This window comes from Pedobacter roseus (assembly GCF_014395225.1).
GTDB lineage: Bacteria > Bacteroidota > Bacteroidia > Sphingobacteriales > Sphingobacteriaceae > Pedobacter > Pedobacter roseus.
Map to the genome: position 1 here is coordinate 6209906 of NZ_CP060723.1, position 19989 is coordinate 6229894.

At 39.3% G+C, this 19989-nt stretch carries 19 protein-coding genes; 5 read left to right on the forward strand and 14 right to left on the reverse strand.

What is annotated here, in order from left to right:
* Nucleotides 1–61: 61 nt before the first annotated feature.
* Nucleotides 62–481, reverse strand: a complete 420-nt coding sequence (locus H9L23_RS25765) for a nucleoside-diphosphate kinase (RefSeq protein WP_025144153.1) — start codon at nucleotides 479–481, stop codon at nucleotides 62–64.
* Between the two features lie 244 nt (nucleotides 482–725).
* Here H9L23_RS25765 and H9L23_RS25770 point away from each other — a divergent pair, with 244 nt between their 5' ends.
* From H9L23_RS25770 to H9L23_RS25780, 3 genes are all read left to right on the forward strand, one after another.
* Nucleotides 726–1736 (forward strand): DHH family phosphoesterase, encoded by a 1011-nt coding sequence (locus H9L23_RS25770; protein ID WP_187592961.1) that lies wholly within the window; start codon nucleotides 726–728, stop codon nucleotides 1734–1736.
* A gap of 44 nt (nucleotides 1737–1780) precedes the next feature.
* Nucleotides 1781–2776 carry an FKBP-type peptidyl-prolyl cis-trans isomerase gene (locus H9L23_RS25775; RefSeq protein WP_187592962.1) on the forward strand — a complete coding sequence of 332 codons (996 nt, stop codon included), beginning with the start codon at nucleotides 1781–1783 and terminating at the stop codon, nucleotides 2774–2776.
* Nucleotides 2777–2975: 199 nt separating this feature from the next.
* A complete protein-coding gene (locus H9L23_RS25780; RefSeq protein ID WP_187592963.1) occupies nucleotides 2976–3944 on the forward strand; it encodes an FKBP-type peptidyl-prolyl cis-trans isomerase in 969 nt (322 codons plus the stop codon).
* A gap of 48 nt (nucleotides 3945–3992) precedes the next feature.
* Here the strand turns inward: H9L23_RS25780 and H9L23_RS25785 are convergent, their stop codons facing one another.
* From H9L23_RS25785 to yiaA, 11 genes are all read right to left on the reverse strand, one after another.
* Entirely contained in the window at nucleotides 3993–4409 is a 417-nt protein-coding gene (locus H9L23_RS25785; protein WP_187592964.1) for an SH3 domain-containing protein, read from the reverse strand.
* Nucleotides 4410–4418: 9 nt separating this feature from the next.
* Nucleotides 4419–4883 (reverse strand): BON domain-containing protein, encoded by a 465-nt coding sequence (locus H9L23_RS25790; protein WP_187592965.1) that lies wholly within the window; start codon nucleotides 4881–4883, stop codon nucleotides 4419–4421.
* Between the two features lie 433 nt (nucleotides 4884–5316).
* On the reverse strand, nucleotides 5317–5787 hold the full coding sequence (locus H9L23_RS25795; RefSeq protein ID WP_187592966.1) for a CYTH domain-containing protein: 471 nt from the start codon (nucleotides 5785–5787) through the stop codon (nucleotides 5317–5319).
* A gap of 50 nt (nucleotides 5788–5837) precedes the next feature.
* A complete protein-coding gene (locus H9L23_RS25800; RefSeq protein ID WP_187592967.1) occupies nucleotides 5838–7787 on the reverse strand; it encodes a beta-N-acetylhexosaminidase in 1950 nt (649 codons plus the stop codon).
* 243 nt (nucleotides 7788–8030) lie between these two features.
* Entirely contained in the window at nucleotides 8031–8423 is a 393-nt protein-coding gene (locus tag H9L23_RS25805) for a DUF7793 family protein (protein WP_187592968.1), read from the reverse strand.
* Between the two features lie 3 nt (nucleotides 8424–8426).
* Nucleotides 8427–9791 carry an aldehyde dehydrogenase family protein gene (locus H9L23_RS25810; protein ID WP_187592969.1) on the reverse strand — a complete coding sequence of 455 codons (1365 nt, stop codon included), beginning with the start codon at nucleotides 9789–9791 and terminating at the stop codon, nucleotides 8427–8429.
* Nucleotides 9792–9873: 82 nt separating this feature from the next.
* Nucleotides 9874–10587 carry a gamma-glutamyl-gamma-aminobutyrate hydrolase family protein gene (locus H9L23_RS25815; RefSeq protein ID WP_187592970.1) on the reverse strand — a complete coding sequence of 238 codons (714 nt, stop codon included), beginning with the start codon at nucleotides 10585–10587 and terminating at the stop codon, nucleotides 9874–9876.
* Between the two features lie 120 nt (nucleotides 10588–10707).
* Nucleotides 10708–11856 (reverse strand): iron-containing alcohol dehydrogenase, encoded by a 1149-nt coding sequence (locus tag H9L23_RS25820; RefSeq protein WP_187592971.1) that lies wholly within the window; start codon nucleotides 11854–11856, stop codon nucleotides 10708–10710.
* A 417-nt stretch (nucleotides 11857–12273) separates the two neighbouring features.
* Nucleotides 12274–13635, reverse strand: coding sequence for a glutamine synthetase family protein (locus H9L23_RS25825; RefSeq protein WP_187592972.1), 1362 nt, complete (start codon nucleotides 13633–13635; stop codon nucleotides 12274–12276).
* On the reverse strand, nucleotides 13635–14948 hold the full coding sequence (eat, locus tag H9L23_RS25830; protein ID WP_187592973.1) for an ethanolamine permease: 1314 nt from the start codon (nucleotides 14946–14948) through the stop codon (nucleotides 13635–13637). The genes H9L23_RS25825 and eat overlap by 1 nt, the downstream gene beginning before the upstream one ends.
* A gap of 194 nt (nucleotides 14949–15142) precedes the next feature.
* Nucleotides 15143–15550 carry an inner membrane protein YiaA gene (yiaA, locus tag H9L23_RS25835; protein ID WP_132398365.1) on the reverse strand — a complete coding sequence of 136 codons (408 nt, stop codon included), beginning with the start codon at nucleotides 15548–15550 and terminating at the stop codon, nucleotides 15143–15145.
* A gap of 196 nt (nucleotides 15551–15746) precedes the next feature.
* On the opposite strand from yiaA, the gene H9L23_RS25840 reads away from it, so the two are divergent.
* Nucleotides 15747–17243, forward strand: coding sequence for an NAD(P)H-hydrate dehydratase (locus tag H9L23_RS25840; RefSeq protein ID WP_246474797.1), 1497 nt, complete (start codon nucleotides 15747–15749; stop codon nucleotides 17241–17243).
* A gap of 118 nt (nucleotides 17244–17361) precedes the next feature.
* A complete protein-coding gene (locus tag H9L23_RS25845) occupies nucleotides 17362–18063 on the forward strand; it encodes an AIM24 family protein (RefSeq protein ID WP_187592974.1) in 702 nt (233 codons plus the stop codon).
* 492 nt (nucleotides 18064–18555) lie between these two features.
* Here H9L23_RS25845 and H9L23_RS25850 read toward each other — a convergent pair whose 3' ends face one another.
* On the reverse strand, nucleotides 18556–19413 hold the full coding sequence (locus tag H9L23_RS25850; protein WP_187592975.1) for an anti-sigma factor: 858 nt from the start codon (nucleotides 19411–19413) through the stop codon (nucleotides 18556–18558).
* Nucleotides 19414–19415: 2 nt separating this feature from the next.
* Nucleotides 19416–19967 (reverse strand): RNA polymerase sigma factor, encoded by a 552-nt coding sequence (locus tag H9L23_RS25855; protein WP_138819933.1) that lies wholly within the window; start codon nucleotides 19965–19967, stop codon nucleotides 19416–19418.
* Nucleotides 19968–19989: the final 22 nt, after the last annotated feature.

Consider the following 19989-nt stretch of genomic DNA (forward strand, 5'->3'; position numbering starts at 1 on the left):
TAGATAAAACAATAAAACCCCGAATTTTCGGGGTTTTATTTAAATGTTTTGTGCTCCGGAACTAGAAACGTTCGTCTGCTTTGAAGAAGAAGTTACCTTCAATTTCTGCATTTTCGTCAGAATCTGAACCGTGAACCGCGTTAGCATCGATAGATTTTGCATATTTCTGACGGATTGTACCTTCAGCTGCTTCAGCTGGGTTGGTTGCACCGATCAATTTTCTAAAATCTTCGATCGCGTTATCTTTTTCTAAAATAGCCGCAACAATTGGTCCTGAAGACATGAAGCTTACTAAATCTTTGTAGAACGGACGCTCAGCGTGTACTGCATAAAACTGACCAGCAGTTTCATCAGTAAGTTTAGTATATTTTAATGCAATGATTTTAAAACCTGCATTGGTAATGTCGTTAATGATCGATCCGATATGGCCGTTTGCTACTGCATCTGGCTTAATCATGGTAAAAGTTCTGTTAGTGCTCATTGTGCTTTGATATCAAATTTTTTGCAAAAATACGTTTTAATTGATGAATAATCAATAAGCATTGTTTTTCAGTGGAGAATGGTAGGTGAAATAGGTTAAAATAGCTTGTTAGGCTGGTTTTTAGAGATAATTCAGCTAATGGTACTATCCATATACCCAATCTCTTTTAAAACTATGATCCTGCTAATCCTAAAATCTTTAAATCCTAATCAAAATTTACTTAGCTTTGCAGCGCAAAAAATATATGCTTACACTAACTGAATTAAAAACATTATTGGCTACGCCACAACGGATTGTGATCACCACGCATCATAAACCTGATGGCGATGCAATGGGTTCGTCGCTGGGATTATATGGGTATTTAATTCAGAAAGGCCACCACGTAAGGGTAATTACCCCAACCGATTATCCTACTTTTTTACACTGGATGCCGAACAACGGGGATGTAATTATCTTTACCGAGCAGCAGGAACAGGCTGCCAAACTGGTAGATGAAGCTTCGATCATCTTCTGTCTCGATTTTAATACTTTAAGCCGTATTAACGAACTGGGCGAATTGGTAAGGGCAGCAGGTGCAAAAAAAATCATGATCGATCATCACCTCGAACCTGAAGATTTTGATGATTACCGCCATTGGGATATTAATGCCTGTGCAGCAGCACAATTGGTTTACGATTTTATTGTGAACCAGCTGGAAGATAAAGCCGGCATCAATAAAGATGTAGCTTCATGCCTTTATACAGGTATTATGACCGATTCCGGATCGTTCCGTTTCGAATCTGCCACATCAGAAGTGTACCGTATTGCCGCAAACCTGATCGATTTGGGTGCCGAGCATTGGAAAATCCACCAATTGGTATATGATAATGCCAGCGAAAACCGTTTACGCTTTTTAGGTTATTGCCTTTCAAACAAATTAGAGGTATTAAGGGAATACAATACGGCTATTATTTCAGTAACTAAAGAAGAATTAGCCCAATACCACAGTGTAACCGGCGATACCGAAGGCGTGGTAAATTATGCCTTATCAATCAATGGAATCCGTTTAGCCGCTTTGATTATCGAGCGTACTGATAAAGTGAAATTATCGGTGAGGTCTACCGGCGATTTCCCTGCAAACGAAATCTGCAAGAAATATTTTAACGGTGGCGGACACAGAAATGCGGCCGGTGGCGCAGCAGAAAAACCATTAGCTGATGTAGTTAACGAATTTAAATCGATATTAGCAGAATATAAAGAACAATTGATCGCCTAAGGGCAAGAAATAAACAATAAAAACTTAAAAAGTCAAATTAATAAATGAAAAAGGGAATTATTATTCTAGCAGCAGCTACTTTAGGCTTAGCGGCATGTAAACAAGAAAAAAAGGGAGCTGGTGGCTTATTATATACCATCCATCACTCAGCAGGTAACGAAAAAATCAAAGAAGGTGACATCGTTAAAATGAACTTTATCCAGAAAAATGATAAAGATTCAGTTTTATCAAGCACTTTTGATAGCGAAACTCCTGCAGTATTTCCTGCACAGAAAAAAATGTATGCTGGTGATATGAACGATGTATTAACATTGTTCGGAGAAGGCGATAGCGCTACTTTTAAAGTGAACCTGGACACTATGGCTTTCCATAGCAAACAACCAAAACCAGAGCAGTTTAAAAACGATAAATACATCACTTTCACCGTGAAAATCGAGAAAGTATTTAAGAAAAAAGCTGGTGAAGCTGATTCTACTTTCAACAAAAGAGCAACAGAATTTTTCCAGGCTGATTATAAAGCTTCTTCAGAAAAAAAGAAAGCTGCAGAGCCTGCTAAACTTAAAGCTTATTTAGAAGATACTAAATTGGCTACCAAAACTACTGCAAGTGGTTTACATTACATCATCGAAGCACCAGGTAGTGCAGAAAAACCAGCTTTAGGCGATACGGTATTAATTGATTATACTGGTAGAGTGACTAAAAAAGGTAAAGACGGTAAATACAAAATCTTCGATACAAGTGATGAGAAACTGGCTAAAGCAGAAAACGAATTTAAAGCAGGTAAACCTTACGGCCCTCAAAAAATGCCGGTTGGTGGTACTATCCCAGGATTTACCGAAGCTTTACAGTTAATTGGTAAAGGTGGTAAAATCAAAGTAATTATCCCTTCTAACTTAGGTTACGGCGAGCAAGGTGCACCACAGGTTGGTATCATGCCTTTCAGCCCGATTGCTTTCGATTTAGAAATTAAAGACATTATCAAAGGAAAAACAGCTCCGGCAACTTCAGCTCCGGTAGCGGCTGCTCCAGTTAAGAAATAATTTCTTGAAATATATTTTAAATCCTGCTTATTGAGTTAAGCAGGATTTTTTTTTGCCTAAATTTTTTTTGACGCAGAACCAAGAAATAAACCTTTACAAAGATTCGTAAAAACTTATTATAGCCTATCTTTGTCTGATCTAATAAAATAGCCCAACACCCTGAAATGGATTAAAGGCTGATTTTTAATTAATAAATTAAATGAAAAAAGGAATAATTATTCTCTTGGCAGCAGCATTAGGACTATCTGCCTGTAACAAATTCGAAAAGGGTGAAGGAGATATGACTTACAAGATCTATAAAAGTGACGGTAAGCCAAAAATTCAGGATGGCGATTATGTAAAGTTAAATGGCGTTCAAACCGTAGAAACCAATACCAACCCCGATTCGGTGATGGTAAATACCTACGACAATGAACGGCCTGCTTTTTTTGCCATCAGTAAATCGATGTTCAAAGGTGATCTGGCTTCAGGATTAAAACTGCTTGGAGAAGGTGATAGTGCCGTTTTTAAATTGAATTTAGATTCGATGGAGAAATATTCTGGTCAGCCAAAACCAAAAGGATTAAAATCGAACATTGCTTCTTTTACCATTAAAATTGAGAAGGTATTGCATAAAGGAAAAGATCCGGATTCTATTTTTGAAGCAAAGAAAAGACTCTTTTTCGAAGCAGAATACAAAGCTTTAAACGAGAAAAACAAAACGGTAGAACCTGCTAAAATAGCGAAATACGTTGCTGATAACGATTTGAAAGTAACCACTGCGCCATCTGGCTTGCAGTACGTAATTTCTGCTCCCGGAAATTCGGAAAGGGCAACTTTAACCGATACCGTATTAATGGACTATACCGGTCAGTTTACCAATAAAAAATCAAACGGAACATTAAATGTTTTCGATACTTCGGATGCTAAAATTGCAAAAGAAGCCGGTATTTTCTCTGAAAGTGTACAATATGTACCACGTAGTTTACCATTGGGGCAATTGCCTCAAGGTGTTATTCAGGGTATTCAATTAATTGGGGTAGGCGGTAAGATTAAAATGATACTACCATCTAAACTGGGCTTCGGTGAAAATGGCGGCGGACCGATTAATCCATTTACACCATTGGTATTTGATGTGGAGCTTAAAGGCATTATTAAGCCAAACGCAGGTTTGCCATTGGCTAAATAGATATTATTGATTAGACCTCGCAGGTTTTTAAGCACTGCGAGGTCTTTTTTATGCCTGTGCTTCCAGGTATTGTGCATAACAATACCCTTCCTCACCATCCTTGGTTCTCACCAGCCACCACAAATCGTTGCTTCTGTTTACCAAAGTAATCACTTCGCCATGCGCCGCTTTACCTACAATTGGTTGATCGGTACCCGGACCTTTACGGATATTTAAATTACTGTTTTCTGTAATCACCTTAGCATGTGTTACGGCCGCATCAATGGCTACATCTACGTTCAGTACCAAATCACCTGAAGTATAGTTTGGATCAATCTGGTTGTAAACTTCCCAAAGATGGTCTTTAGTTGCGCCGTCTGCTACAGTTCCATCTATATATAAAATGCCATCTACCTCTCTTATCGTTAAATCTGCAATTCCTGTTGCTGCATCGGTTAATGCTTTATATTTATCTCTTAATGCCATAACTGAGTTTTATTTAACGGTTAATTTATTGTCGATTTTTTTTGGCTTTAATATACTTAGATGTTGCATCAAAGTAATTAACGAAGCTTTTTTGATCTCGCCAGTTAATAAAATCACACCATCTTTAACCTCGGCTTTCACCGTTGGGAAATCTTTTGTGGCATCGGCAACATTTTTGATCAAAACAGCGTCATCTGCAATTATAACCGGTAAATCAGTTGGCTTAATTATTAAGTTATTGGTTACAGTTTTTACCCCTTTTTCTGCTTTGGCAATTTCTTCTGCTTTGGCTTTTATGGCTTCATCCTCAACAATCCCGGTTAAGGTTACATTGCCTTTTGCAACAGCTACAGTAACGCCAGCTGTCTCTTTGGCTTGAATTGCAGCCTGGATAGCCGCATCGTTCGGTTTACAGCCTGCGCAAAACAGCGTAGCCGCAATAACCGTACTCATCAAAAATTTACTTGTTTTCATCCTTTTGGTTTTATAATTGATATTATTTGAATTTGCAAACCACAGAAATTGGGATCATTTCTTTTTTGCTATCGATAGGATGAATTCGATAGAGCTAATATAGGAAATGAGTTTAATTAGGAAAGAAAAACCGGTAGAAAAATTAAATAAATTTTAAAGGGGCATACCTCGCAGGTTTAATTCGGGTTATTAATGTTTTCATAGGTCTCATTGAGGGCTGCGCCGTTTAAAAACATGCGAGGTAGGTAAGAGAACTGATAACTGAAAATTATAAACCGCTAACTGAGAATTGTAAACTGCAAACTGATTTGGGCGTTCCCCAGGGGGCGGGCTTTTCAGGGCTGCGCTTCGCTCCGGTACCGATGAAGGATCGGTACTGAACCCTTACAATCCCTAACGCAAACCCAACTATGATGAAACAGACATAGAAAACTTAAATCCAATCTTTAAAGGGTTTAAGGGTAAGGTTAGAATTGTAATATTTTGCCTCTTCGGTAACTTCAGTGCTTACCCAATCCGGTAAATCGAAATGTTCATCTTCACTTTCCAGTTCAATTTCGGCAACTATTAAGCCTTTATTATCGCCTAAAAATACGTCTACTTCCCAAAGTTTGCCGTTAAATGTAATTTCATAACGTGTTTTCGAAAGTTCTGATTGCGAGAAATTATCTAGTAATTCTGTGGCCTCATCAACCGGGATCTCGTATTCATACTCCATCCGTGTGGCACCAATGGTTTGACCTTTTATGGTTAAAAATCCTGTGCTTTCAGTTGCCCTTACCCTTATGGTTTTATCTTTATCCGTGAGTAAATAACCCTGCCTAAAAAGTTTTCCTTCCGGTTTGTTAAGGTTGTCCCACTTTTGCTGATCGATTAAAAATTTGCGCTCTATTTCTTTTCCCATGGTAGATCTTTCGTCTTTCCCGTAAAAGCGGGAATCTTAATACTGATTGGTTAACGTGCCCTTTTCTGTAAATCTGCAACAGGCATGCTGATTAATCTACCAATTGGTTGCTTACCACGATAGGTAATTACACGTAACATACTGGCATCTTTTGGCACCTGCAATGCCGTAGTGTATTTCGGATAAAAACGATCTGGTGTAGAATTATCAAAACTATAATAAATATCTAAACCATCAATCTCTGGTGTAAGCTCTATCATCAATTGTTTATCAGCACTGCGTTTCACCGTAAAAATCGGGTCGTAAATGGCTGGCGAATATTTGATCTCTGCTAAATCCAGGCGTTTAAAATGTTGTTGTGTACGATCAACAAAATTGGTCCAGTTTTTCTTTTCAATCGGGCTCCATATTGATTCGGCAATGGCAAATGCACGTGGGTAAACCATATATTCAACCTGGCGGAAGGTGAAAATCTGTTCTGTCCAAAGGTTGGCTTGCGCACCGATAACATACTGTGCATTTACGCCGGCCGGAACCGGGTTAAACTGATAAGCTTTGTTTAACCTTAAAGAGGCATAAACCTTTGGTTCGGTAATCGGATCTGCTTGCATATAATCCAAATAGGCAAAATCGGTTGGACTCATTACCACATTGTGTTTATCATTAGCAGCCTGAATGCCATATTTCATTCCCCTCCAGCTCATTACTGCAGCTGTCGGCGATACGCCACCTTCAAGTATTTCATCCCAGCCCATAAATTTTTTGCCTTTCGAAATTACAATCTGTTCTACACGTTTTTCAAAATAAGCCTGAACCTGCGGAATGGTTTTTAAACCTTCGCGAAGCATTAAAGCTTTAACCTGATCGTTCTTTTCCCAGAAATTATGTGGGGCTTCATCACCACCCATGTGGATATATTCAAACGGGAAAAGTTTGGCTACCTGGGTAAGTACCGAGTCTAAAAAAACATAAACCTTTTCGTTTGCCGGACAAAGTGTATTATCAACCAATGCCGTTGGTGGTGCACCACGGCTCCAATCCATAATTTTTTCACCCGAACGGACTTTGTAATTCACCGCATCTGGCGTACATGACAATTCGGGATAAGAAGCAATAATGGCTAAACTATGCCCTGGTACATCAATTTCGGGTAAAATGTTAACAAAGCGTTCCTGCGCATATTGAACAAGCTCTTTAATATCTTCCTGTGTATAAAAACCACCATAGGTACGGGGCTCGTCAGGAGTTGGTGGAGTAAAATCGCCAAAGGTTCCTGTTTTTTTAACACTCCAGGCGCCAACTTCAGTTAATTTAGGCAGACCTTTAATTTCTATCCTCCAGCCTTCATCATCCGCTAAATGCAAATGCAACAGGTTGAATTTATAACGAACCATGTCATCAATAAACTGTTTTACTTCCTGTTTAGTAAAAAAGTGACGGGCCACATCGAACATTAAACCTCTCCAGCCTAATTTTGGATAATCTACCACATCAACACAAGGTGCCTTCCATTTCACATCCTTCACCAATTCTTTGCTCTCTATCTCGGCAGGAAAAAGCTGGATTAACGATTGTACGCCATAAAAAATACCCGCTGGTTGGTTTGCGGTAATCACCACCTGGGTTGGGTTAACATTTAGTTTATAACCTTCTTTACCGAGTTGAGTATCTTCCTGTGTATTTAAAATCAGTTTAATGGTTGGGTGATTGGAATTACTCACTGTGCTTACAAATTTCCCTGTAGCGGTGGTAATCCGGTCTGATAAATAAGCGATGGATTGTTTTAACTCTCCACTTCTAACTGCTTGTAGAATTACATTTTCGGGTAAGGTAAAGCTTCCGGCTTTTTTTATCAATGAAACTGGCTCTGGGATAATGGCAATTGGTGTTTGTACAACAGCACCTTCTGAGTCGCCGATTTCAGTTTCTGTAACGATAGATTGAGCGAAAGTATTGGCTGTAAAGAAACAGCAGGAGATAATCAGAAATAATTTTTTCATTAAAATAATTAAAACGGTTTAACCGGATAAAGTATAATCCGCAATTTATTAAAAAAGATTTAATTTGAGCAGTTAGAAATGTGCAAACGGCAAAGCGTTGAGCGTATAACGTTTGGAGCTGGAGAAAAGCCTTCGGCGGCGGCGAGCTGTGGCAAGGCTTGCCTTGGGGCAAAAAATTAACTGTATATGTAATTTATATTGATTTTACGCAATAATTTAAACTGAGGATAATATCTTTTTGATTTAAATTAAAAACTTCGTCAACCATTCCATCGCTTTCTTATCATCTGTAAATGATTTCATCGGGATGGGCGGGTTTTGAAACTTAAAAAGGATTTTCATAATTAATTGCGCCAAACCCGGTTTAGAAACCATGGCCATCGCAGTATAAATTTGAGGCAACTGCTCAGTCGAAAATTTTCTTGTTTCTTTATCCGGAACCGGCGAGTTTTTTAAATAAATTAACAGGGGGACTTTCTTGTTATTGGTGATTTTCTTCACCAGTGCAACATTGGCCGAAATATTTTCTACAGTACGTAAAATGCTTTTGCTGTACGAAATCAGTATTCCGGTATCCGTTAATAAATAATCGGCAATCTCACCTTCGATAAGGTTGTTATCTCTCTCATTACCCATATTTTATCCCCTTAAATGATAACCTTTTGGTTTAGTAAAAGCCCTCAATCCCTGGTGTGATAAAGTAGCACCGATACCAGAATATTTTCTTCCGCTCCAGGGCAAGGCTGCACTCACGCGGTCGCAGCAGTTCCAATAACCCGAACCTGCATCAAGCTGAGACAGTATTTTTTCAGCCTTTGCCTGATCTGCTGTGTAAACTGAAGCGGTTAAGCCATAATCGGTATCTTTCATCATCTTTAAAGCCTCAACATCATCTTGTACCTTCATAATGCCTATGATCGGGCCGAAACTTTCTTCCTGCATCACCAACATATCGTTCGTAACATCCGTTAGCACTGTTGGTTCGAAATAATAACCTTTTCCCAAAAGCGCTTTGCCTCCTGTTAGCAATTTTGCACCTTTATTTAAAGCATCTTTCACCTGGTTTTCCAATACCGATATTTGTTCTTTTCTTGTTAGTGGACCAATATAAATGCCATCGGTTGTGGGTAAACCACTTTTCCAACCTTTAACTTCAGTAACAAAGGCATTTAAATAATCGTCGTAATTTTTCTCATGTACGTAAATGCGCTCAACGGAACAACAACTTTGTCCGTTATTGTAAAAAGCGCCATCAGCTGTACCAACCGCTGCAGCACCTACATCGTCCACATCATCGGCAATGTACAAAGGATCTTTTCCACCTAACTCCAACTGACAGGGAACTATTTTCGATGCCACTTTTTCGTAGATGAACTTGCCTGTTTTATATGAGCCTGTAAAAAAATAACCATCAAAATTCATTTCCAATAGGGTCGATCCTGTTTCTTTTGCACCAATGGCGATATGGAAAACATCATCAGGCACCCCTGCTTTTTTTAACAATTTTTCGATCTGTAGTCCGGTTAAGGTGGCGTATTCTGATGGTTTGTACATCACCGCATTACCACTTAAAAGTGCCGGGATAAAAACATTTACACCAACCAGGTAAGGATAGTTCCATGCCGAAATGTTGCAGACCACACCTAAAGGTTCATATTTAATAACCTCTTTCAAACCCGGTTCCTCAACCATTACCTCATCACTTAAATATTTTTCAGCATTATTGAGCATCCATTTAATGCGTGCCCTTGCGCCATTAATTTCATTACGCGATTGTTGTAAGGGTTTGCCGACTTCGCTGGTTAATACCGACGCCAGTTTTTCTGTTTCAGCTTCCAGTAAATCACTGAATTTCGTAATCACTAAAATCCTTTCCTGAAGAGTTTTATTTGCCCATAGCGGCTGCGATTCTTTTAAAGCATCATATTTTAGCTGAAGTGTGGATGAATTATCCTCCGCCAAACTGGTAATGATTTCTTCTGTTGCTGGGTTGATAATTTGCATATTCTTTGTTTTTGCCACAGATTTTCACAGATGAACACAGATTTTAAAATGTAATAATCATTAGAATCTGTGTTTATCCTTTTTATCTGTGGTTAATATTTAAGTTTATCGCATGAATAAATGCCTCATGTATATTTTTGCTAAATGGACTGTGCTGATCTTTCAAACGCTCGGGATGCCATTGCACAAATAACAAAAATGATTTTCCTTCCGGTTCCAATCGTTCCATGGCTTCGGTAACCCCATCTGGAGAAATTGCACTCACCACCAATCCTTTTCCGGTTTTATCGGTACTTTGATGATGGTTGCTGTTTACCAATCCCTTATCGGTATTTACAATCTGGTTGAGCCATGAGGATGAATTCACCAAAATTTCGTGGTAGCGGTCTGATTTATCGTGCATTTTAGAATGATCGAATTTTCCCCAGGTTGCAATGTCGGGAATTAAAGTGCCACCAAAAAATACATTTCCAACCTGCATGCCACGGCATATACCTAAAACCGGGATTGAATGAGCTTCGGTATAGGTTAAAACTTTAAATTCAAACTCATCTCGTTTTTCATCGATATCATCCTCATAACAATAAGGATAATACTCGGGCTGGTTATAAAATCTGGGATGAACGTCTTCACCACCGGTTAAAACAATACCATCGCATTTTTTGATCTCGTCGAAATTGTTAAGCTTGTATCCGAGCTGGATTACCTCTACATTTTGGTTGTAGGATAAGACCCAGTCCCGGTAAATGGCGTATTTACTGCAATCGGTAACGCCAATAATTATTTTATCAGACATAGTCCATTATGTTTTGCCACAGGTTTTCACAGATGAACACAGATTTGGATTGTGATTTTTTATTAAGTAATACCACCTTTTATCTGTTTTCATCCTTTTTATCTGTGGTTAATGATTACTTTAAAGAGCACTTAAGTACAATTGTTTAAAATCTTCTCTGCTTACTGGTTTAGGATTGTTTGGATGTGCGAAATCTGCAAATGCTAAATCGGCAAGTGTTTCTATGTGTTCATTTTTAACGCCAATATCACTCAATTTATGCGGAATATTGACTTTCGTGTTCAAATCGAACAGATATTTTACAACGGCTTCGCCATTTTCCTCTTTAAGCTCGAGTGTTCGGGCAATTTTTTTAAACCGGTCTTCAAAACCCGCAATGTTGAATTGCATGCCATAAGGAATATTCACGGCATTTGCGAGGCCGTGGTGGGTATCTAAAAGGGAAGAAAGCGGATGCGCCAACGAGTGGACAACGCCTAAACCTTTTTGAAAGGCAATGGCGCCCATCATCGAGGCCATTAACATTTTGCTCCTGCTTTCTAAATCGGGCTTATTGGTGGCACGTTCCAACGAATCTTTGATCAACGAAATACCTTCTAAGGCAATTCCATCACACATCGGGTGGAAATTTTTTGCCAGATAAGCTTCCATATTGTGGGTGAGGGCATCCATACCTGTTGCTGCCGTTATGAAAGGTGGTAAATCCATGGTTAACTCCGGATCTGCAAAAACGATCTGCGCCATTAATTTTTGCGAGAACAAGATTTTTTTCTGATGCGTTTCATCATCGGCGATTATGGCACTGCGGCCAACCTCACTTCCGGTACCTGATGTGGTTGGGATGGTGATAAAATGGGGAACATCATTGGTTACGTAAATATCACCACCGATTAAATCATCATATTTAAATAAATCTTCGCGATGGTTAACACGCAGGACAATGGCACGGGCAACATCCAAAGCTGCACCTCCTCCAATACCAATAATGCTATCGCGATGGGTAGCATCCCAGGCATCAGTACCTTTGTAAACATCGCTTTTTACAGGGTTTTTGTGTATGTCGCTAAAAACCTCAACAGAAATATTTTTTGACTTTAAGTCTTCAACAATTTTTTTAAAAAACGGAAGTTGGGCAATGGTTGGATCGGTAACAATTAATGGCGCTTTTAATTGGTTTTTGCTTAAATAAGCTGGTAATTCTTTTACGGCACCTGCACCAAAACGGATGGTTGTGGGGAAATTAAACTGATGGATTTTATCAAATATCATGATATTCTTATTTTACTATTTTAGGTATTTAAGACCTGTTCTTTTTAATTTATTTCTAACAGTCAGCGATTAACTACGGTGTTCTAAGGTGACTTAGGTAGTCAACATTTTAGCATGTTTTATTTTTTACCACCTTAGTCACCTAAGGTTCAGTGTAAATTGTTCTAAAGAACGATCGTCATTCCCACGCATGCGGGAATTTTAATGCAACCTACAAACCCTACAAATGCATTAAGGTTCCCAATGACAAATTCTAAAAAATGGATCGTCATTTCGACTGAAGCATAGCGGAACGGAGAAATCTTTGGACTATGTTAAAAGATTTCTCCACTGCGGTCGAAATGACGATCCTACTACTTGTCATTCCAACTCCTTTGTTTTTCTAAAACTCGACTTCCCAGCATGACTACACTATGCTTAAATAATTTCTAAATACCTTTTCAACTCCCAATCGGTTACTACTTTGGCATATTGTTTACATTCCCATTCGCGTGTCATCGTAAAATGATCAACGAAATCTTCGCCCAATAATGTTTTGGCCAGATCTGAATTTTTCATCTTTTGTGTGGCTTCGAATAAATTATGGGATAATATACCATTTGATAAATCGGTATATCCGTTTCCTTTCGTAGCAGGCTGTTCCAGTTTAAGTTTATTTTTAACGCCATACATTCCGGCAGCCAGGCAGGCCGAAAGCGCTAAGTATGGGTTAGTATCAGATCCTACTATCCGTGTTTCTAAACGCGAAGCCTTTTTGCTTCCCGGCAGGGCGCGTAATGCCGTAGTGCGGTTGTCGATTCCCCAGGTTACGGTAGTTGGTGCCCATGCGCCCTCAACCAAACGTTTATAGCTGTTTATGGTAGGCGCAATCATTGGCAAAAGGTGTGGAAGGCAATGCAGCTGACCAGCGATATAACTTTTCATGATTTCGCTCATTTTATCCGGATCCTTTTCCTCGTAAAACAGGTTGGTTTTGTTGTTACTGTCCCATAAGCTTTGATGCACATGTCCGCTGCAACCAGGTAAGTTTTCGCTTATTTTAGCCATAAAAGTAGCCAGGATTCCATGTTTGTAGGCAATTTCCTTTACGGCTGTTTTAAATAAAATCGCTTGATCGGCAGCTTGTAAAGCCGGAGCATATTTGATAGCTGCTTCGTAAACCCCTGGTCCGGTTTCGGTATGCAAGCCTTCAATCGGGATGTCGAATTTATTCAGCAGTTCGAACAGGTCGCCCATAAATTCATTCCGGTAAGTGCTCCTTAAAATGGAATAGCCGAACATGCCCGGACTTAAAGGTTTTAAATTAGTAAAACCTTTCTCATGGATGGTTTCTGGCGTTTCCGAAAAATTGAACCATTCAAATTCCTGTGCAAAAAGTGGTGAAAAGCCTTCATTTTCACATTCTGTGATCAGTTTTTTTAACAGCTGTCTTGGGCAAACAAAATTTGGTTGATCCTGGTCATCAATAAAATCGCCCAAAAAGAATGGCACCTCATTTTCCCATGGGATTTTTCGAAAGGTTGAGAGATCGATTTTCACCTGGGCATCCGGATAACCCGTATGCCAACCTGTATATTTCCCGTTTTCGTACGCCAGATCGCCTGCATCCCAGCCGAAAGTAACATCACAGAAACCCAGGCGACCTTCAGCCAGTGATGCAAACTTTTCGGCAGCGACATATTTCCCTCTTAAAATGCCGTCGATATCAGCAACAGCCAATTTAACTTTTCCTGATGGATGATGTTTTACATAATCAAGAATTTCTTTGCTAGTACTCATTAATCTGCCTTTTTAAAGATTTTATATAGAAGAAATATGCCTAAAATAATGCCTGAGTAAATTAAACCTAATTTAAGATTATAAATCATCATTGCGATAAAAGAAACAAAGGAAATAATTAAGGCAATGATGGGAAATAATGGATAAACCGGTGTTTTGAAGGGCCTCGCCATTTCAGGACTGTTTTTTCGGAGTACCATTACTGAAACCATCGATATGATATATAAAGTTAAGGCACCAAATACAGAAATAATGATAATTTCGGCGGTTTTGCCCGATACAAGGGCGATGATGCCAATGACCATATTACCGATCAGCGCATTAGCCGGTGTTTGAAATTTCGGGGAGATTTTTCCCAATATTGCAGGGATGCTTTTCACTCTTCCCATTTCGTAGGTAGACCTGCCAGCTGCTAAAACCAATCCATGGAAGGAGGCAACCAAGCCAAATAGGCCAACCGTAATGAGTAAGTGGTACATTAAATGATTATCGCCCGTAATCATTGAAAGGGCTAAAGGTAGAGGTGAATCGGAAGTTTCGCCCGATTTTCCGTTTTTATACACAATGGCTTCCCAACCGCCAATGCCAATGGTAGAAATAAAAACCAGTACACATAATACAACCAGGGTAAATATGCCCCATCCAAAACCTTTGCTGATGTCTCGTTGCGGGTTTTTGGTCTCCTCAGCGACATTGGCAATGCCCTCAATACCCAGAAAAAACCAGATGGCAAAGGGGATCGCTGCAAAAACACCACTCCAGCCGTTTGGGAAACTATTGTGTGTCAGATTTTCTGTATGAAATTTCGGCAATGTAATGCCTGAGAACAAGAGGAGTTCGCCAACAGCTAGAACCGTAATAATGACTTCAAAAGAAGCCGCTGCCTTTATACCATAAATATTTAAAGCTGTAAAAATAAAATAAACGGCAATGGCACTAGTAAGAATGGATACCTGTGGGAAAAACGCATTAAAATAAGCACCAATGGCAAAAGCAATGGCAGGAGGGGCAAATATAAATTCGACCATTTGTGCAATACCCGCAATAAAACCCATGTTTTTGCCCAGGGCTGTGTTGGCATAATCGAAAACCCCACCTGCTTTTGGTATGGCACAGGCCAGTTCGGCATAACTGAAACTAAAGGTAACATACATCACCATGATGGCAACCGTAGCGATGGCCATGCCCAAAGTACCCCCTTTTTCGAGACCTAAATTCCAGCCGAAATACATTCCCGAAATTACATAACCCACGCCAAGCCCCCAGAGCATAAAGGGGGTAAGCGTTTTCTTTAAGCCATCTTTTTGTTCCATGGGTAGGATTTACAAGATTTAAATAGGTTTATAAAATTTGCTCGAAAATGATAAACTATTAGCCTCGGTATCTGATGTTTAAAGTAGTAATTATTTTTTAGTTAAGGAGATAATATATTTCATTTCTGATTAAAATAAAAAAACCAATGCCTGAGCATTGGTTTCAATAAATTTGTTAAGAATAGGGTCTGTGACTACTCCGAATCGCGGTTTTTATTTACAATCTGACTGTCTCTCGTGTTCTTCTGCACCGTTATAGCGCCAAAAAGCGAGAGTAGAAAGGCGAAGGCATAAAACCCTTTTTCGCTGGGTAACAAAGTGGCATTCCACAAACCAATTACCAGTAAGGTGATGGTTAATAGCGTAGAAAACCAGCTGATACCGTAATAAATTTCGGTAACCGGAATTCCTTCCAGTTTATCGCGAACAGCTTTTTGTAAAGAGATTACGGCAAAAAGGCCAAACATCAATACGGTAAAATAATATCCTTTTTCGTTGAGAAGCATATCAGAACGCCACAGGCCTACAATAAAGCCGATCATTCCGATACCTAATGCCATCCAGGCCGCAGCCACGAATGCATTCGATGGTTTTTGATTCATTGTTTTGAGATTTAATTTATTTCAATAGAAAACGTTAAAGATTTCTGAATGTTATTATTTGTCTAATATATAAATTGCTTGCAAATAAGGACTAATTTAAATCGACGCGTTTTCACTTTAACTTATTTTGACAGGATAGATAAAAACATTATCTGTGCTTTAGGGTTAATCATTTTAAACACTTTATCTTAGTAAGATGCGAACGTTGCTAACTTCTGCCCAAATGCGCAGTGCCGATCAGTTTACCATTGCCAATAAACCAATTGCTTCTATTGATCTGATGGAAAAAGCCGCCAGGGCCTTTGTTCAAAGTTTTTTGAGAGATGAATTTGATACCAGTAAAAGTGTTGCTATTTTTTGTGGAAAGGGAAATAATGGTGGCGATGGATTGGCTACTGCCCATTTGCTGTTGGCTAATGGTTATCAAAATATAAAAGTTTATATCATCAACTTCAGTAACAAGCAAAGCGATGATTTTGCCATTAACCTGCAACGGATAGACGAATCGCGCTGCAAAAAAGTAGTAATTAATCAACCCTCTGATCTGAAAAGCCTGAAGGCAGATTTAGTGATCGATGCCATTTTAGGTTCGGGTTTAAATAAAGCGCTTGCGGGCGACTATGAAGAACTGATTCAGTTTATTAACAAACAGCATAAAAAGGTGTATGCGGTAGATGTACCTACAGGTTTTTTTGCTGAAGGAAAATTACCTGAAGTGTATAACGGCATAAAAGCCTATAAAACGATCTCATTTCAACGCCCAAAGATTAACTTTTTCTTTCCCGAATCTGCCCCTGCAACCGAAAAATTTGAAGTAGTAGAAATTGACTTAGATGAGGGGTTTATTCAAAATCAGGATGCCGATTTTCAGTTGATCGAAGAAAGTGATATTCAAAACATCCTTCGGCCCAGAAAATTGTTTAGCCATAAAGGTACTTATGGCCATGGATTGATTATAGCGGGCAATACCGATACCATGGGTGCGGCTTTACTCTCTTCAATGGCTTGTTTACATACCGGTGCAGGTTTAACTACCGCTTGCATTCCACAGAGTGGATTAACAGCATTAAATACCAGCTTACCCGAAGTGATGGCACTGCCAAGAGACGAATATACGCGGATTGAAAACCCAAAGAAATACCAGGCCATAGCCATTGGACCAGGTTTAGGAACAGATCCTGAAAATGAAAAACTATTGGAAAGTTTAATCTTAGCCAATCAACCCTTAATCATTGATGCCGATGCCTTAAATATTTTGGGTGAAAGACCGGATCTGACCGATAAACTTGCGCCAAATACCATTTTAACCCCTCATGTAAAAGAGTTTGATCGATTATTTGGCGAGCACGACAGCTGGTGGGACAGGGTACAATCGGCTCAGGAAAAAGCCAAAAAATTAAAGATCGTTATCGTACTTAAAAACCAATATACCTTTATCTGTCTGCCAACAGGTAAAATACTGATCAATCCAACTGGTAATCCGGCAATGGCACAAGGGGGGATGGGCGATATCCTGACCGGAATAATTGCAGGCTTTGTGGCACAACGCTATACAGCAACAGATGCTGCCATTTTAGCCTGTTACATTCATGGAAAGGCTGGTGATGAGCTGGCGAAAGATCTTAGCGTAGTTACGGCATCGCAAGTTGCTGCAAGCATAGCTAAAGAAATTAAAATACTCATTGCCAAATAGTTTACCAGTAACACTGTGGAAAAAAACAGAGGTGATCTACTATTTTTATAGTTAATAATTTATAGTTTAAGGGAATATTTAATATCAGATATCTTAAATACGTAAAACAAAAATTATTATGGCGCAAAAAGAGTACACGCTGAACGAACTTATTAAGGAATCAGCAGAAAACCCGGCAGAAAACGATTTTTTTGAACTGGAAAAACCAGCCATGCTCGAAGTTAACCTGAAAAGCCAAAAGATTTTGGCAAAGGCAGGTTCGATGGTGGCATACATTGGCAATATCGATTTTAAACGAGAAGGTTTATTAAGCAAAGGTTTGGGCGGTTTATTAAAAAAAGCCATCTCTGGCGAAGGCACCTCGCTCATGCATGCTACCGGAACAGGTAAGCTGTATCTGGCCGACGAAGGCAAGAAGGTTAAAATCATTAAACTTCAAAACGAATCGGTTTTTGTAAACGGAAATGATGTACTCGCTTTGGAAGAGAACATCAAAAACGAAATTAAAATGTTGAAAAGCATTGCCGGGATGATGAGTGGTGGTTTATTTCAGGTAAAACTATCGGGCAGTGGTTATATTGCCATTACCACCCACGGCGAACCGATCTTATTGAGGGTTTCGGCCAACCAACCTGTATATACAGATCCTAATGCTACCGTAGCCTGGTCTGAAAACCTAAGCCCAAACATCAAAACCAATTTAACTTTTGGCTCTTTTATTGGTAGGGGAAGTGGTGAATCTTTTCAACTGGAGTTTTTTGGTGAAGGTTGGGTACTGGTACAGCCTTATGAAGAGGTGAAATACGCAGCCAAATCTTAATCATCGAATCGTCATCCCGACCCAAGTGGAGAGATCTTAATCGATAAGGCCTCTCCATTTCATTCATTCGGGTCAATAAGATTTATGCATTAAATATGCCGGCGTTTTTATGGAAAGCAGTTGCAAAAGCATTTGGGCTAAGATAGTCCTGCCATCCGCTTTACCTCTCTGCGTTCGGTGTTAGCTGCTGTCAGGTTTAGGTGGCACGGCCATTTATCCTGTTTAGGGTTGCAGGGCGCAAACCTCTGCCTTAAACGGCTATCCTCTTATTTGCAAGAGGCAATCGGTTTTGGTACGGCCGTATGAGGAAGTAAAGTACGCGGCGAAATTTTAATATAGTAGCATCGTCATTCCCAACTTGATTGGGAATCGTAATGCAATAGGCTTTAAGATTCCCGCCTGCGCGGGAATGACGGTGTACTGCTTGCAAAAAGCAAAAATCCCGACATTGATAAATGTCGGGATTTAATATTTTGACTAAATAATTTCTAGTTAAACACCACCCATTACGGTTAATTTGTCCATGGTTGGGTTAACACTTCCGCCCATAGGCTCTAAGGTTACGGCAAATGCCTGTGCTTCCTGAATGGTTTGCATTTTCAACAGGGCTTCGTTATTAGTCGAATCTGTTTTTCCGAAAACACCTAAACTTACCGGTTTTCCATTTACCAAAGCCCATAACTGATATTCATGTTCGGCATCGGTTTTTGGTAAATCCATTGCCACATAGTTAATCAGCACGCTTTTATCTTTTTTATTCCAGTACACCTTCATTTTAGAAGTTGGACTAAAAGCCTGTCCTGCCATTCTGATGGTTGCCCATTCTTTGCTATCGGCCATGGCTGCCATATTATCTAATCCCTGGTTCTCAAATTCCAGTTTGCTTACCACACCGGCAAATTTTTGTTTATCCAGGTTTAAACTGGCAATCTGGTCGTGCGCAGCATTCAGTTTATTATAAGTAATAAACAATGCCGCGGTACTTACTACCAATAAAGCTATACAAGCAACTAAGGCGTAACGTAAAGTTCTCACTTTAGCATCACTTCCATCCAAACGTATAATTCTTGGTTCTTCAGCATAAATTGGTTTGGGTTGAACATTCACATTCTCCTCAACCTCACTTAACCCCAACTTTTCGAATAATCTTGTTTCTACATCTGCAGATGGTTCTACAGCATTTTGCATAGCATATTGCTCCATAGCTTGCTCAATGGCCGCTATTTCATCTCTTACCTCAGGGTTTTGAGATGCCATTTCCTCAACCTGCAACGTTTCTTCAGGTGATAAATCACCTAAAACGTACAGTTCGAGTACTCCAGATTCGATATATGCTTTTAAATTTTCCACGCTCAATTAAAATTCCTTCTCAATTCAATAATAGCCAACCGGATCCGGGTTTTCACCGTACCTAATGGCAGATCTAACTTTTCTGCGGCTTCCACATGCGTGAAACCCTTGTAATAAACTAAATCAAGAACTGCTTGTAAATCCGGTTTAAGGTTTTCTACAAGTTGCTTAACACCAAGAACATCAGGATTAAACGTAACCTTGTTTTGTTCATCAACGAAACTTACGTTATTTTCTATATCTTGGTTTTTGAGTGAATTCTTAAAATCTTTAGAACGTAGTTTATCGATCGATAAATTGCGGGCAATATTCATCATCCACGTAAACAAACGTCCTTTTGTATGATCATAGTGTGCTGCAGACTGCCAGATTTTTACAAAAGTTTCTTGTAAAACATCTTCTGCAAGCTCTGTGTGAGTAATAATGCGTGAAATAACGCCGTAAAGCGCTGACGAATACATGCTGTACAGTGTTTTTAGTACCGCAGGATCTTTCGATTGCAGTGCTTGAACAAGTTCAGGCTCGGTTAGGGTTAATTTTTTTAATGCAGTCACTATTGGTCGCTAAGATACAATA

What these genes read in the sequence shown, in the direction of transcription:
- H9L23_RS25840 (WP_246474797.1), top strand. Translation starts at nt 15,747, where the DNA reads ATGCGAACGTTGCTAACTTCTGCCCAAATGCGCAGTGCCGATCAGTTT.
- H9L23_RS25845 (WP_187592974.1), top strand. Translation starts at nt 17,362, where the DNA reads ATGGCGCAAAAAGAGTACACGCTGAACGAACTTATTAAGGAATCAGCA.
- yiaA (WP_132398365.1), bottom strand. Translation starts at nt 15,550, where the DNA reads ATGAATCAAAAACCATCGAATGCATTCGTGGCTGCGGCCTGGATGGCA.
- H9L23_RS25770 (WP_187592961.1), top strand. Translation starts at nt 726, where the DNA reads ATGCTTACACTAACTGAATTAAAAACATTATTGGCTACGCCACAACGG.
- H9L23_RS25810 (WP_187592969.1), bottom strand. Translation starts at nt 9,791, where the DNA reads ATGCAAATTATCAACCCAGCAACAGAAGAAATCATTACCAGTTTGGCG.
- H9L23_RS25820 (WP_187592971.1), bottom strand. Translation starts at nt 11,856, where the DNA reads ATGATATTTGATAAAATCCATCAGTTTAATTTCCCCACAACCATCCGT.
- H9L23_RS25825 (WP_187592972.1), bottom strand. Translation starts at nt 13,635, where the DNA reads ATGAGTACTAGCAAAGAAATTCTTGATTATGTAAAACATCATCCATCA.
- H9L23_RS25785 (WP_187592964.1), bottom strand. Translation starts at nt 4,409, where the DNA reads ATGGCATTAAGAGATAAATATAAAGCATTAACCGATGCAGCAACAGGA.
- H9L23_RS25800 (WP_187592967.1), bottom strand. Translation starts at nt 7,787, where the DNA reads ATGAAAAAATTATTTCTGATTATCTCCTGCTGTTTCTTTACAGCCAAT.
- H9L23_RS25765 (WP_025144153.1), bottom strand. Translation starts at nt 481, where the DNA reads ATGAGCACTAACAGAACTTTTACCATGATTAAGCCAGATGCAGTAGCA.
- H9L23_RS25775 (WP_187592962.1), top strand. Translation starts at nt 1,781, where the DNA reads ATGAAAAAGGGAATTATTATTCTAGCAGCAGCTACTTTAGGCTTAGCG.
- H9L23_RS25795 (WP_187592966.1), bottom strand. Translation starts at nt 5,787, where the DNA reads ATGGGAAAAGAAATAGAGCGCAAATTTTTAATCGATCAGCAAAAGTGG.
- H9L23_RS25790 (WP_187592965.1), bottom strand. Translation starts at nt 4,883, where the DNA reads ATGAAAACAAGTAAATTTTTGATGAGTACGGTTATTGCGGCTACGCTG.
- eat (WP_187592973.1), bottom strand. Translation starts at nt 14,948, where the DNA reads ATGGAACAAAAAGATGGCTTAAAGAAAACGCTTACCCCCTTTATGCTC.
- H9L23_RS25815 (WP_187592970.1), bottom strand. Translation starts at nt 10,587, where the DNA reads ATGTCTGATAAAATAATTATTGGCGTTACCGATTGCAGTAAATACGCC.
- H9L23_RS25805 (WP_187592968.1), bottom strand. Translation starts at nt 8,423, where the DNA reads ATGGGTAATGAGAGAGATAACAACCTTATCGAAGGTGAGATTGCCGAT.
- H9L23_RS25780 (WP_187592963.1), top strand. Translation starts at nt 2,976, where the DNA reads ATGAAAAAAGGAATAATTATTCTCTTGGCAGCAGCATTAGGACTATCT.